The organism is Nocardiopsis sp. TRM 82005 (genome assembly GCF_056312425.1).
Genome location: NZ_JBWDTQ010000018.1, coordinates 13,421 through 26,022 on the forward strand (window position 1 = coordinate 13,421; position 12,602 = coordinate 26,022).

Below are 12,602 nucleotides of genomic sequence, written 5' to 3' on the forward strand. Positions count from 1 at the left end.
GCGCGAGCGTGCGCGCCCGGACCGGGATCAGTCCCTCGCTCTACCGTGAACGGTTCGGACCGCGTCCTCTCGCAGGACGCCCGTCCTGAACCGGGCCGCTGCGCGCGCGAAAGCGTGCGGGGAAGGCGGTTCTGTCGGGGCCACCGGACGGCCGTTTATTGGGAGCGCTCCCAAGGGTCTAGGATCGAACATATGGAAACACGCGTACTCGGACGCACCAGTAAAAACGTAGGCGTCGTCGGTTTCGGAGCCTGGCAGATCGGAGCATCCTGGGGCGAGGTCAGCGAGACCGACGCCCTGGCCGCCCTGCACGCGGCCGCCGATGCCGGTGTCACCTTCTTCGACACCGCCGACGTCTACGGTGACGGCCGCAGCGAGCAGTTCGTCGGCCAGCTGCTCAAGGAACGCCCCGACATCACCGTGGCCACCAAGATGGGCCGCCGCGCCGACCAGGTCCCGGAGAACTACAGCCCCGACAACTTCCGTGCCTGGAACGACCGCTCCCGCGAGAACCTGGGCGTGGACACCATCGACCTCGTCCAGCTGCACTGCCCGCCAGCGCGGGTCATCGGCACCGACGCCGTCCTCGACGACCTGGACGCCATGGTCGACGAGGGCCGCATGCACGCCTACGGCGTCTCGGTGGAGACCTGCGATGAGGCCCTGGCCGCGATCGCCCGCCCCAACGTCGCCACCGTCCAGCTCATCCTCAACGCCTTCCGGCACAAGCCCCTGGAGCGGGTCCTGCCCGCGGCACGCGAGGCCGGCGTCGGCGTCATCGCGCGCGTCCCCCTGGCCAGTGGCCTGCTCTCGGGCAAGTTCACCGCCGAGACCGCCTTCGGCGAGGACGACCACCGCAACTTCAACCGCGAGGGGCAGGCCTTCGACAGGGGCGAGACCTTCTCCGGCGTGGACTACGCGACCGGCCTGAAGGCGGTCGAGCGTGTGCGCCAGCTGGTCCCCGAAGGCACCACCGTGGCCCAGTTCGCGCTGCGCTGGATCCTGGACCAGGAGGGCGTCAGCGTCGTCATCCCCGGCGCGCGCAACGCCGACCAGGCACACGGCAACGCGGCCGCCGCCGAGCTCCCCCCGCTGGACGCCGCCACGCACGCCCGGGTCCGCGAGATCTACGACGAGCTCATCCGCCCCCAGGTTCACCACCTGTGGTGATGACGTAGTCACAGACGGCGGCCGACCGTCGTGGCCAGTGCCTCCGGTCGGCCGCCGCGGGCCGGACTGGTCCCGGGGCGCCCTCGCTGGCGCCCCGGAAGCGTCGGATCCTTCTAGATGAGGCCCTGGGCGAGCATCGCGCCCGCCACCCGCTCGAACCCGGCCACGTTCGCTCCCAGCACGTAGTCACCCGGGGCACCGTAGCGCTCGGCCGCCTCCTCGCAACGGTCGTGGATGTCGGCCATCGTCTCGGCCAGCTCGGACTCGGCGTGCTCGAAGGACCACGACGTGCGACGCGCGTTCTGGCGCATCTCCAGCACGCTGGTGGCCACGCCCCCGGCGTTGGCCGCCTTGCCCGGCGCGAACAGTGCCTTCGCCTCGCGCAGCACCTTGACCGCCTCGGGCGTGGTGGGCATGTTCGCGCCCTCCGCCACAGCGGTCACCCCGTTGCGCACCAGGGTGCGTGCCGCCTCGGAGTCCAACTCGTTCTGGGTGGCCGAGGGCAGAGCCACGTCACAGGGCACATCCCACACACTGCCGCCCTCCACGTAGCGGGCGCCGACGCGCCGTTCGGCGTAGACGCTGATCCGCGCGCGCTCGACCTCCTTGATCTGCTTGATCAGGTCCAGGTCCAGGCCCTTGTCATCGACCACGTAGCCGCCGGAGTCGGAGCAGGCCACCACGGTGGCGTCCAGCTGCTGAGCCTTCTCGGCCGAGTAGATCGCCACGTTGCCCGATCCGGACACCACCACGCGCTGTCCGTCCAGCGACTTGCCCACGCGCTCCAGCATCCGCTGGGTGAAGAGCACGTTTCCGTAGCCGGTGGCCTCGGTGCGCACCCGCGAGCCGCCCCACTCCAGGCCCTTACCGGTGATCACTCCGGCCTCCCACCGGTTGGCCAGGCGCCGGTACTGACCGAACAGGTAGCCGATCTCGCGGCCGCCCACGCCGATGTCCCCGGCCGGGACGTCGGTGTGCTCGCCCAGGTGACGGTGCAGCTCGGTCATGAACGACTGGCAGAACCGCTCGATCTCGGTGTCCGAGCGCCCCTTGGGGTCGAAGTCGCTGCCGCCTTTGCCGCCGCCGATGTTCATACCGGTCAGCGCGTTCTTGAAGATCTGCTCAAAGCCCAGGAACTTGATCACGCCGAGGTTCACGCTGGGGTGGAAGCGCAGGCCGCCCTTGTAGGGGCCCAGCGCACTGTTGAACTCCACCCGAAAGCCCCGGTTGACGTGTACACGTCCCTGGTCGTCGCGCCAGGGCACCCGGAACATGAGCTGGCGCTCGGGCTCGCACAGGCGCTCCAGGATCCGCTGCTCGGCGTACTCGGGGTGCCTGGTCAGAGCGGGAGAGAGGTCGTCCAGGACCTCCAGGACCGCTTGCTGGAACTCCGGCTCGTCGGGGTTGCGACGAGCCACGTGCTCATAGGCCGACCGGACTCCGGGATGGTGGTCACGGCGCGCCTCGGAGGAGAAGGGCATGGGTGGCGTTCCTTTCGGCTCAGGTGGAACGGGCACCCCACACGCCGTTGTGTCGGGAACCTCGAAAAACACGCACACTGGCGCCATACGTCGGATGACCCGAGGCCCTGAGGTCCTGATGTCCTCATGCCTGCGGGTCGTGGCTGTGTTAGGAGTGTATTACCTCGATGTGAACATAAATCTTGCGGTACGGCGCACACCAGGCCGGCTCACACCCTGCCGGAACGAGGGTCTCCCCAGTTCACAGAGGACATATGCGAAGTTCGTGCGCGTTTGTCCGCTTTGAGGCTGTGTTTCGTCGGCGTTTCTGCCATATGAAACGCGCACACCAGCGCATCCCCACTCACGCGCCGGGAAAACCTGCGACGTGTCCGGCCCCGGTCCTGCTCACACCGAGGCGGCGAGACCGCGGCCAGGACTCATCCCGGTGCCCGCCCCCGGACGCGGGCCAGCTGTTCGCGCACGGCGCGCACCGCCGCACGCGCCGTGGCGGTGGGCGCGCGCTCGGTGGCGCGGACGAGGCGAGCAGGGTGAGAGTCCTTATCGCGCGTACGCGCCAGGGAGGCACGCATCAGCTCCAGCACCGCCGGATCGGCCCCCGTCTCCTCAGCGGGGGCGTCTGGAGTGGACTCGGGGACAGGCGCTTCGGGCCGCGGCACCGGCGCGGCGACAGCAGGTGGGGGCGGGTGCGGGTCCTCCCCGGGCACGGACCGGCACGTTCTGCCGCACACACGGCAGGTGCCGCCCGGGACGTTGCGCACGCCCGGGTGGTCGGGGCAGGTGCGCGGCACCGTGTCCTGGGCGTCGACCACGAACTCCACGGGCCGGGCGAACATGTCCCCACCCTCCCCGCCGGAGCTGTCCTCGTCCCGACGGGGCATGGGGATACCGCCCGGCCCCGGGAGCGAGGCACACCCCATGGGGCGGTGGACACCCGAGCCCATGCGCCCGTCGAGGAAGGCGCGTGCGTCCTCAGCGCTCCTGAGGCGGCGCATGAGCGCGGCGAACGGCTGGCGCAGAACACGGATGTCGTCCAGGAGCGCGACGAGCTCCCCCTGTTCCAGCTTCTGACCGATGAGCCGGTCCACGGCGTGGGCCAGCGCGGCCCGGTCCGGGCCGGGTTTGCGCAGTACCGCGTCAGGCACGTGGGCCAGCAACCCCAGGGCCCGGCCGCTCGGCTCCCTCCGCCCGCCACCGCCGTCGCCGAAGCCGTGTCCGTCCGGTGCCTCGCGCGCGGGCGCGCGGGCTGTGGTCGGGCTCCCAGGGGCGGACGGACAGGGATTGCTCGGGGAAAGGTGGATAGGGGAAAGGTCTGTAGGTCGTTGTGAGCTGGCACCGGGGTCAGGATGAACTCCCTTCTCCGCCCGCAGGCGCGGGCGGGACCGCTCGTTCAGCGGCTCCTCCCCCACGGTCGCCCGTACCCGGTTGATCTCCTCCAACTCCGGCAGCGAGAAGTCGCTGGCGGGGACCATCAGCTCCAGCACCAGTGGCAGGCGTTCTTTCCACCGGTGCCCCAGAACGATGTCGTCGTGGAAGAACTCCTGTGCCTGTGACGGCGACAGCCTACGGACCAGCCCTTTCCGCACGAGTTCATCGATCGCTCGCTTGACCGTGGACAGGCTCACGGTCCCACCACAGCGTTCGACGATCCTGCTCAGGTACAGAAAGCACCAGCGGCCGTCGGCGTCGACCGCGTCGGCGACGACCGTGGCGACGGCGTACGCACTGGTGCTGGGAAGAAGCCCGGCCTTGAGGGCGTCGACGATCCACAGGCTGGGCCTGAATCCGACACCGCGCATGGCTTTCCGGGGGCGCTTGCGGAGTGAGGGAAGGGCTGGATCGGGTGGCGCCGGGGCCTCGTGCACGTCTTCGACGCGCGACATGTTCGGTATCGCTGTCACGGCACGGACGGAAACGCTAGACTGCGGCATGCGCTGTCTTCCTGGGTCTGCAGGGAGATGGTGGACTGTCTTCCTGGGTCTGCAGGGAGATGGTGGGCCGCTTTCCTGATCGCACAGGTAAGTGCCCGAAACCCGGTTCGGTGTTGATAGCACCGGACCGGGTTTGTCTTTTCCGTTCTCACGTTAGCGGGACGAACACAGATGCGGGTGCGGTTGGGCAGAAAAACGCACCATTGTTTTCGCTGCTTTCACCAGGAAAAACGTGCGAAACCACCTTTGTCATCTCATACCCTCACCCCACCCTTCCGCGCGATCCGACGGAGAGCGATGATCCACTCCAATGGCGCCCACGACACGGCCGAGGAGAAGGGCCAGCCGCTCACCGGAGGCATGATGAACACCGTCTTCCGCCATGGTGACCGGGTCGTACGCACGTCCACCCCCGCCTCCCCCTGACGTCCACGCCCACCTGCGTCCCCTGGCCCAGGCCGGGTTCGACGGCGCACCCGTCCCGCTCCGGCTGCACGGCGACGGCCGCGAGGAACCCGGCTTCGACGAGGGCGGCGTGGCGCTGCCGCCCTTCCCCGACTGGGCGATGAACGAGCAGGTCCCGCGCTCGCCCCCGTCTCGGCGGCCGGGACACCGTGCGAAGGGCTCAACGTCCCAAGGCGGCGGCGCGTGCTCGCCGACACCTACGGGCTCTCCCCCGAGGTCCGCCGTGCCCTGCCCGGGGCGGTCGGGCAGTACACCGACGTCTCCCGGGCCTTCGTGGCAGGGCGGATCCCCTCTGGCGACGAGCTCTTCGTCCGCGACCTGGATCGGCTCGGCGGCTGGAAGCACTGGGACCGTCGCCAGAGCCGGCTGGCCGACCAGCGCCCGGTGTTCCTGGCCGCGCTGACCGGCCCCGAGGCCCGAACCGCCTCCGCCCCGGGCAGGGCCGCCTCAGACCTGGCTGCGGGCGATGGCCACCAGGTAGCGGCAGAGCTCACCGGTCGGGTTGCGGTACTCGCACGGCTCGGGCGGGCCCAGGTGCAGGCAGTCTCCCGTGCCCAGGACGTGCTCGACGCTTCCCTCCCGAAAGGCGAGTGTGCCCTCCAGCACCCAGATCTGGTGGTGGGCGAAGGTGTAGGCCTCCACCGGGAAGGCCACCCGCGCGCCCGGGGGCAGCTCGACCTCCACCAACTCGATCGGCCCCCCGGCCGTGGGCGAGACCCCACGCCGTCGGTACCCCGTCTCCGGATCGGTCCACACGGGCTGCTCGTGTGCGCGGGCCAGGCACCGGTCGCCCTGTTCGGCACGGGCGATCAGCTCCGAGAGGGTGACACCCAACGCGGCGGACAGGCGGCTCAACAGGACGGCGGTGGGCTGGGCGTCGCCGTTCTCGATCCGGCTGATCATGCCCCGGGAGACACCGGAACGCTCGGCCAGGGCGCCTCCGCTCAACCCGCGGGCCTGTCGCAGCTCTTGCAGGGCCATGGCGAGGGCAGGGCCCAGATCGTCGCTCATGTGCTCACTATAGGAGACATGAACGCATACTATGATTGACATGAGTTCGATGCCGACCCTCACCGTCCGCGACGCGACCCGGGCGGACGCCGAGGCGTGCGCGGCGATCTACGCGCCCTACGTCACCGACACCGCGATCACCTTCGAGTACGAGCCGCCCACCGCCGGGCAGATGGCCGACCGGATCGCCGCGGCCCAGGAGCGGCACGCATGGATCGTCCTCCAGAATCCGGAGGGGATCACGGGCTACGCCTACGGCGGCCCCTTCCGCTCCCGGGACGCCTACCGGTGGACATGCGAGGTCAGCGTCTACCTCCAGACCGGGATCCGCCGCACCGGCGCGGGCCGCACCCTCTACCAGGCGCTGCTGCCCCGTCTGGCCGAGCGCGGCATGCACACCGCCATCGCCTGCATGACCCTACCCAACGACGCCAGCCAGGGCCTGCACCGCTCCCTGGGCTTTGAGGACGTCGGCGTCATGAGGCGGGCGGGCCGCAAGTTCGACGCCTGGTACGACATCGCCTGGGCCCAGCACGACCTCTCCGCCCATGCCGGGCAGCCCTGATTCGCCGACCATTCCCGCGACCCGCGTCGCGGTGTCCGGCGACGCCGGCAGAGCGGACCAGGGTGTTACGGGACCCCACCCGTGCCACCCTCCAGCGCGAGCCGAACTCGTCTGAACCCGCCCAGGCGGCCCCCGCCAGACCCACGACCCGAAAAGGACCCATCGTGCAGGTCATCCACGTCACCAGCTTCGGCTACTTCCACGGCGAGGCTCCCGACGGCGCCCACCTGGTCGCTGACCTTCGCGACCACTTCCTCAACCCAGCCCCGCACCTACCGAACCTGGTCTTTCCCGATGACCGCGTGCGCGAGCACGTCCTGGCCACCCCGGGCATCAGCGCCCTGGTCGACGCCCTGGTCGCGGCCACCGACGCCCTCATCGCCGGTCCGGGCACCGAGGACGTGGTCCTGGCCGTGGGATGCACCGGCGGTGAGCACCGCGCTCCCACAGTGGCCCACGACGTGGCCGAGCGCCTGCGCGGCCACGGCCGCACCGTGGACCTGACCCACCGCGACCTGCCCGGCCACGCCGCCCACGAGTAGACGTACTGACCGCTGAGGTCGGCAACCCGTCCCCTACGTGAGCTGAGCGGCCCGAGCCAGCAGTGCGCCGAGGCTGTCACGGTCTTCCGGCACCAAGGGTGCGGGGGGACTACTCCGATCGCCGGGTCCGCCAGGGCCGCCCGGCGTTGGATCATGTTCCGTTGTTCCTCACGCCCGGTAGGGCGGGCAAGCCGTCAATGCTGGTGGCGTTGAGGGTGCGGTGGTACTCGTCGAAGTAGTCGGTGCCGCGGCGTTCGTGGTGACGGTCCAAGAGGTCGCGGTCGTCGCGCAGGTCCATGAGCGGGACCGAGAACCCGCAGGAATCAGAGATACGGCGCACGTCGACCACGATGATGGCGCGCTGGCCCTGAGTGCGCTCCTTGGGGAAATTGGACCGTAGTTCGTCGAACTCGGGGGCGGCGGGTGTGACGACGCGTCCGCGGCCGTGCAGACGGACGATCTTCGGCGGCCCGTCGAAGGCGCAGAACATCAACACGATGCGCCCGTTCTCACGCAGGTGCGCGATGGTCTCCGCACCCGATCCGGTGTAGTCGAGATAGGCGACCTGCTGCTCACCGAGGACGGCGAAGGTGCCGCTCATGCCCTTGGGGGAGACATTGACGTGACCGTCACCTGCCAGGGGCGCGCTGCCGACGAAGAGCACCGGCTGGTCGAGGAGGAAGCGCGCCAGCCGAGTGTCGATGGTGTCGTAGATCTTGCCCATGGAGGTGAGTCTGTCAGGCCGAGGGTTGTGTGTCACAAGAATTGTTCTGGCCTCCGAGCGGCGCGTATCCGTGTGCGGCGCCCTCGAGTAAGGACGAAGCAGGGCTCTTCCTGCCGCCCTCTGCCGGCCGGTCGTATGCTCGTCAGCGATCCCATGTCCCCACCAATCCCCGGGAGTCCCGACGTGTCCGCACCACCCGCGCGCCACCGCCCCACGGGTCTGGCCTTCGCAGTCGCCTCGGCGCTCGCCTTCGGTGGCTCGGGCGTGTTCGCCCGCCCTCTGCTGGACGCGGGGCTGGACTCCCTCCACGTCACCTGGCTGCGGGTGGCCGGGGCCGCGCTGCTGCTGCTTCCTGTGGCCCTGGCCCACTGGCGCACCGCCCGGCGCCGCCCGCTGCTGGTACTGGCCTACGGCGTCTTTCCCATGGCCGGTGTACAGGCCCTGTACTTCGCCGCCATCGCCCGCATCCCCGTTGGCATCGCCCTACTCATCGAGTTCCTGGGGCCGGTCCTGGTTCTGCTGTGGCTGCGCGTGGTGCACCGCACCCGCGTCTCCCCCGCCGCCGTGGTCGGAGTGGTCCTGGCGGTGGCCGGTGTGGGCCTGCTGCTGGAGGTGTGGGCGGGCATGCGCCTGGACGCGATCGGGGTGGCGCTGGCCTTGGGAGCGGCCGCCGCACAGGCTGCTTTCTTCCTGCTTTCCGACAGCATGGACGAGCACACCGACCCCCTGGCCGTGGTCGCTTTCGGCTCCCTGGTCGCCGCGGTACTGCTGGGCGTTCTCGCGCGACCCTGGACTCTGCCCTGGGGTGTGCTGGCCGAGCCGGTCGAGCTTGGCGGATTCGGCTTCCCCGGCTGGGCGGCGGCTCTGTGGCTGGGGCTGGTGTGTACCGCCCTGGCCTACTTCCTCGGGATCTCGGCGGTTCGGCGACTGTCCCCGCAGGTCGCCGGAGGGGTCGCCTACCTGGAGGTGGTGACCGCCATCGTGCTGGCTTGGGTGCTGCTGGGCGAGGCTCTCACCCTGGTGCAGGTCCTGGGTTCGGCCGTGGTCGTCGCGGGCGCCCTCATCGCTCAGACCGCCGTGCCCTCCGCGCCCGACCCGGGACCAGAGGCCGGGACCGGCCCCGCGGAGGCCCCGATCCCCACCGCGCCCTGAACCCCGCGCGGGGACGTGTCGAACAACGGGGCGGGCCCGGCGGGAGAGGGGTCTCCCGCCGGGCCCGCCCGGACGCGGTGTCGGATCAGGCGCTGCCGGTGGCCGCCTCGACCTCCGACATGAACTGCTCCGCGGCCTCGGCCGGGGTGATGTTGCCAAACGCCATCTCCTCGCTGACGCGCTTGGTGATCTCCACGACCTGGCCCGCACCGATCGGCGGCGGCGGGTTGCCGTCCACGATCGTGTCCTCGACCTCGGACAGGAACACCGCGCTGCGGGCGTCGGCCTCCGGCAGCGAGTCCAGGACGTGGGAGCGCACGTTGACGTTGGCGGGCAGACCGCGGTCGGCCAGGACCAGCTCGGCCGCCTCGTTGTTGTTGAGCAGGAAGTCCACGAAGAGGGCGGCCTCCTCCGGGTGATCGGTACCCGAGGAAATGGAGTAGAACATGGCCGGCTTGAAGTACATGCCGGTCCGCTCGTTCTCGGTCTCACCGGGGTAGCGCAGCAGTTCGATGTCACGGTCCGCGGAGGCCGAGATCCCGCCGAGCTGGTTGGTCCAGAAGTGGGCCATCGCGCCCTGGTTGGTGGCCAGCACCGACTGGTCGGGGCCGCCCGCCTCGATCTCCACGCTCTCGGAGGCACTGGGCTGGCCGCCGTTATCCAAGAGCTCCTCAGTCACCTCGAACCATTCCTGGAGCGTCTCCTGGGAGAAACCGAGGGAGCCGTCCTCGTCGTACAGGTTCTCTCCGTGCTGGCGGGCGAAGATCTGAAAGCCCGTCTCGTTGTAGGACATGCTCTGGACGCCGACCGTCTCACCGTCGGTGGCCTCGGTGATCTCGGCCGAGATCTCGATGTAGTCATCCCAGGTCCAGGAGGAGTCGTCGGGCATCTCCACACCCGCGTCCTCGAAGGCCTGCGAGTCGGCCAGGATCGCGTAGGCGTTCACACCTGTGGCGACACCGTAGGTCTGGCCGTCCAGGTCGCCGCTCTCGGCGACCAGCGGGTCGATGTCGGACAGGTCCAGCTGGTCGCTGACCTCGTTGAGGTCGAGCAGGGCGCCGCGGTCGCCGTACTCGCGCAGGTAGCGCTCCTCCTGGGTCATGATGTCGGGAGCGTCGTCGGCGGCGGTGCTGGTGGCCAGGCGGTCCCAGTAGCCGCCCCAGTCGGTGTAGTCCGCCACGATCTCGATGCCGGGGTTCTCGGCCTCGAACAGGTCGATGACCTGCTGGGTGGTGGAGTGGCGGTCGTCCGCGCCCCACCAGGAAAAGCGCAGTTCGACGGTGCCGTCATCGCTTTCGGAGTCACCGCATGCGGTGGCCGCCATGATGATGGCACCCGCTCCTGCGGCCACGGACAGGAGGGGGCTACGGCGACGGGCCTGGGGGCGCCCGTTGCCAGGGAGTGCGCGCATGTGTTCGTTTCCCTTCGACTACTTGATTCCGGTGGTGGCGATGCCCTTGACCAGGTATCGCTGTCCCGCGAGGAAGAACCCGAAGACCGGACCCAGGGCGACCACCGACATCGCGAACAGCGGACCCCAGGAGGTCTGCGAGGTGGAGTCGACGAAGGTGCGCAGGGCGACGGGCACGGTGTACATGTCCGGGCTGGTGAGGAAGATCAGCTGACTGAAGAAATCGTTCCACGTCCAGATGAAGGTGAAGATCGCGGTGGTGGCCAGGGCGGGCATGGACAGCGGCAGGATCAACTGGAGGAAGATCCGCACGTGGCCGCAGCCGTCGATGCGCGCCGCCTCGTCCAGGTCCCTGGGCAGCCCTCGGATGAACTGCACCATCAGGAAGATGAAGAACCCGTCCGTGGCCAGGAGCTTGGGCACGATCAGCGGCAGGAAGGTGTTCACCCAGCCCAGCTCGGAGAACAGGATGTACTGCGGCACGATCACGACGTGGATCGGCAGCATGATCGTGGCGAGCATGATGGCGAAGAGCAGCTTCTTGCCCCGGAACTCCAGCCGGGCGAAGGCGTAGGCCGCCATCGAGCAGCCCACGAGGTTGCCGATGATCGCCCCGCCCACCACGATCGCCGAGTTGAGCAGGTAGTGGTGGAAGGGGAACTGTAGAGCGTTCCAGCCCTCGGTGTAGTTGCCGGGGGTCAGGGAGTCCGGGATCAGGCCCGGGGCGCGGAAGATCTCCTCGGTCGGCTTGAAGGAGCTGGAGACCATCCACAGCAGCGGGTAGAGCATGGCGAGCCCGAACCCGATCAACCCGATGTGGATGAGCAGCCGTCGTACACGTTGGGCCCGCGAGCGCCTCTGCGAGGTCGCGGGGGCCTTAGTCTCAGTCGCCATAGAAGACCCAGTACTTGGATGCGAAGAAGTTCACCGCGGTGAACCCGCCGATGATCATCAGCAGCAGCCACGCCATCGCCGAGGCGTATCCCATGTCGAAGGCGCCGAAGCCGCGTTGGTAGAGGTAGAGCGTGTAGAAGAGTGTGGAGTCGGAGGGGCCTCCGGTACCGCCGCTGACGATGAACGCCTGAGTGAAGGTCTGGAAGGCGTTGATGATCTGCAACACCAGGTTGAAGAAGATGATCGGGGTGAGCATCGGCACGGTGATGTTCCAGAACTTGCGCGCCGGGCTCGCGCCGTCCACCGACGCGGCCTCGTAGTACATGAGGGGGATCTGCCGCAGGCCCGCCAGGAAGATCACCATGGGGGCGCCGAACGTCCACACGTTGAGCACGATCAGGGTGCCCAGCGCGTAGTCGGGGTGGGAGACCCAGCCCTCGCCCTGGATGCCGAAGAAGGCCAGGACCTGGTTGATCAGGCCGTTGGCGCCGAAGACCTGGCGCCACAGGATGGCGATGGCCACGCTGCCGCCGAGCAGGGAGGGCAGGTAGTACACCGACCGGTACAGGGGCAGTCCCCGCACTCCCCGGTCCAGGACCATCGCCAGGGCCAGGGCCATGGCCAGCTGGAGCGGTACCGAAACGAACACGTACACGAACGTGACCTTCAGCGCGCTGCGCAGCCGGTCGTCGGTGAGCATCCGTTCGTAGTTCTCCAGGCCGACCCAGCTGTAGTCGCCGATGAGGCTGTAGTCGGTGAAGGAGAAGTACAGGGAGGCCAGCAGGGGTCCCGCGGTGATGAACGCCAGGCCGAGGAACCACGGGGCCAGGAAGCCGTAGGCGGCGAGGTTCTCATTCCGCCTCTTGCCCGGAGCCGGGCCCTTGCCGACTCGCTTGCGCGGTTGGGCGGCAGGGTCGTCCGGGGTCTTTGGGGGCCGCCGTTGCAGGAGGGCGCTCACGGAGATCCACCCTCCTGTGGGGCGGCCGCCGCAGCGCTGGCGGACGCGTGTGGTCCTGGGGTCATGGAAACTGCCAATCTCGTTCGGAAGGGCGCGTATGCCTCTGTGTGCGAGAACACGGGATGAACTGCTGAAACCCGTTCTGGTAAGCGCTATCCACGTACTAAGATGTTCAGTTTCTAGCACCGGGTTACATGGGTGTCAACGGCAAGTTTCCCGAAAAGTGTGATCCACACCCCAGATCGTTACCCTTTCAGGGCGCCAAAGACGTCCCCCCGGCCCACCTCCCGCGCCCTTT

The 12,602-nt window shown here is 69.0% G+C and carries 12 protein-coding genes; 5 read left to right on the forward strand and 7 right to left on the reverse strand.

Going from position 1 to position 12,602, the window contains the following annotated elements:
* The first annotated feature begins 192 nt into the window (after positions 1 to 192).
* Entirely contained in the window at positions 193 to 1,170 is a 978-nt protein-coding gene (locus AC0T5L_RS14725; protein WP_476166033.1) for an aldo/keto reductase, read from the forward strand.
* A 113-nt stretch (positions 1,171 to 1,283) separates the two neighbouring features.
* Here AC0T5L_RS14725 and gdhA read toward each other — a convergent pair whose 3' ends face one another.
* Both gdhA and AC0T5L_RS14735 read right to left on the reverse strand, forming a co-directional pair.
* On the reverse strand, positions 1,284 to 2,651 hold the full coding sequence (gdhA, locus tag AC0T5L_RS14730; RefSeq protein WP_476166034.1) for an NADP-specific glutamate dehydrogenase: 1,368 nt from the start codon (positions 2,649 to 2,651) through the stop codon (positions 1,284 to 1,286).
* Positions 2,652 to 3,070: 419 nt separating this feature from the next.
* Positions 3,071 to 4,450, reverse strand: a complete 1,380-nt coding sequence (locus tag AC0T5L_RS14735) for a hypothetical protein (protein WP_476166035.1) — start codon at positions 4,448 to 4,450, stop codon at positions 3,071 to 3,073.
* A gap of 429 nt (positions 4,451 to 4,879) precedes the next feature.
* On the opposite strand from AC0T5L_RS14735, the gene AC0T5L_RS14740 reads away from it, so the two are divergent.
* Positions 4,880 to 5,008 (forward strand): hypothetical protein, encoded by a 129-nt coding sequence (locus AC0T5L_RS14740; RefSeq protein ID WP_476166036.1) that lies wholly within the window; start codon positions 4,880 to 4,882, stop codon positions 5,006 to 5,008.
* A gap of 486 nt (positions 5,009 to 5,494) precedes the next feature.
* Here AC0T5L_RS14740 and AC0T5L_RS14745 read toward each other — a convergent pair whose 3' ends face one another.
* Complete coding sequence (locus AC0T5L_RS14745) at positions 5,495 to 6,058, reverse strand: helix-turn-helix domain-containing protein (RefSeq protein ID WP_476166037.1); 564 nt, start codon at positions 6,056 to 6,058, stop codon at positions 5,495 to 5,497.
* A gap of 31 nt (positions 6,059 to 6,089) precedes the next feature.
* Here AC0T5L_RS14745 and AC0T5L_RS14750 point away from each other — a divergent pair, with 31 nt between their 5' ends.
* Together AC0T5L_RS14750 and AC0T5L_RS14755 are read left to right on the forward strand one after the other, a co-directional pair.
* Positions 6,090 to 6,623, forward strand: a complete 534-nt coding sequence (locus tag AC0T5L_RS14750) for an N-acetyltransferase family protein (protein ID WP_476166038.1) — start codon at positions 6,090 to 6,092, stop codon at positions 6,621 to 6,623.
* A 164-nt stretch (positions 6,624 to 6,787) separates the two neighbouring features.
* Entirely contained in the window at positions 6,788 to 7,165 is a 378-nt protein-coding gene (locus AC0T5L_RS14755; protein ID WP_476166039.1) for a RapZ C-terminal domain-containing protein, read from the forward strand.
* Positions 7,166 to 7,316: 151 nt separating this feature from the next.
* Here AC0T5L_RS14755 and AC0T5L_RS14760 read toward each other — a convergent pair whose 3' ends face one another.
* The gene (locus AC0T5L_RS14760) at positions 7,317 to 7,889 is read right to left on the reverse strand and encodes a pyridoxamine 5'-phosphate oxidase family protein (RefSeq protein WP_476166040.1); all 573 of its coding nucleotides are present in this window, start codon (positions 7,887 to 7,889) and stop codon (positions 7,317 to 7,319) included.
* Between the two features lie 183 nt (positions 7,890 to 8,072).
* Between AC0T5L_RS14760 and AC0T5L_RS14765 the strand changes: the two genes are divergently transcribed.
* Positions 8,073 to 9,041, forward strand: a complete 969-nt coding sequence (locus tag AC0T5L_RS14765) for an EamA family transporter (protein WP_476166041.1) — start codon at positions 8,073 to 8,075, stop codon at positions 9,039 to 9,041.
* An 85-nt stretch (positions 9,042 to 9,126) separates the two neighbouring features.
* Here the strand turns inward: AC0T5L_RS14765 and AC0T5L_RS14770 are convergent, their stop codons facing one another.
* From AC0T5L_RS14770 to AC0T5L_RS14780, 3 genes are read right to left on the reverse strand one after another with little or no spacing between them, the layout of a single operon-like run.
* On the reverse strand, positions 9,127 to 10,452 hold the full coding sequence (locus AC0T5L_RS14770; RefSeq protein WP_476166042.1) for an ABC transporter substrate-binding protein: 1,326 nt from the start codon (positions 10,450 to 10,452) through the stop codon (positions 9,127 to 9,129).
* 18 nt (positions 10,453 to 10,470) lie between these two features.
* Positions 10,471 to 11,346: a carbohydrate ABC transporter permease gene (locus tag AC0T5L_RS14775; RefSeq protein WP_476166043.1), complete on the reverse strand. Its 876-nt coding sequence runs from the start codon at positions 11,344 to 11,346 to the stop codon at positions 10,471 to 10,473.
* The gene (locus AC0T5L_RS14780) at positions 11,336 to 12,304 is read right to left on the reverse strand and encodes a carbohydrate ABC transporter permease (protein ID WP_476166044.1); all 969 of its coding nucleotides are present in this window, start codon (positions 12,302 to 12,304) and stop codon (positions 11,336 to 11,338) included. Before AC0T5L_RS14780 ends, AC0T5L_RS14775 begins: the two co-directional genes overlap by 11 nt.
* Between the last annotated feature and the right edge of the window lie 298 nt (positions 12,305 to 12,602).

Excerpts from the sequence above, each read along its gene's own strand:
- AC0T5L_RS14725 (WP_476166033.1), top strand. The coding sequence starts at position 193 with ATGGAAACACGCGTACTCGGACGCACCAGTAAAAACGTAGGCGTCGTC.
- gdhA (WP_476166034.1), bottom strand. The coding sequence starts at position 2,651 with ATGCCCTTCTCCTCCGAGGCGCGCCGTGACCACCATCCCGGAGTCCGG.
- AC0T5L_RS14735 (WP_476166035.1), bottom strand. The coding sequence starts at position 4,450 with ATGCGCGGTGTCGGATTCAGGCCCAGCCTGTGGATCGTCGACGCCCTC.
- AC0T5L_RS14740 (WP_476166036.1), top strand. The coding sequence starts at position 4,880 with ATGATCCACTCCAATGGCGCCCACGACACGGCCGAGGAGAAGGGCCAG.
- AC0T5L_RS14745 (WP_476166037.1), bottom strand. The coding sequence starts at position 6,058 with ATGAGCGACGATCTGGGCCCTGCCCTCGCCATGGCCCTGCAAGAGCTG.
- AC0T5L_RS14750 (WP_476166038.1), top strand. The coding sequence starts at position 6,090 with ATGATTGACATGAGTTCGATGCCGACCCTCACCGTCCGCGACGCGACC.
- AC0T5L_RS14760 (WP_476166040.1), bottom strand. The coding sequence starts at position 7,889 with ATGGGCAAGATCTACGACACCATCGACACTCGGCTGGCGCGCTTCCTC.
- AC0T5L_RS14770 (WP_476166042.1), bottom strand. The coding sequence starts at position 10,452 with ATGCGCGCACTCCCTGGCAACGGGCGCCCCCAGGCCCGTCGCCGTAGC.
- AC0T5L_RS14775 (WP_476166043.1), bottom strand. The coding sequence starts at position 11,346 with ATGGCGACTGAGACTAAGGCCCCCGCGACCTCGCAGAGGCGCTCGCGG.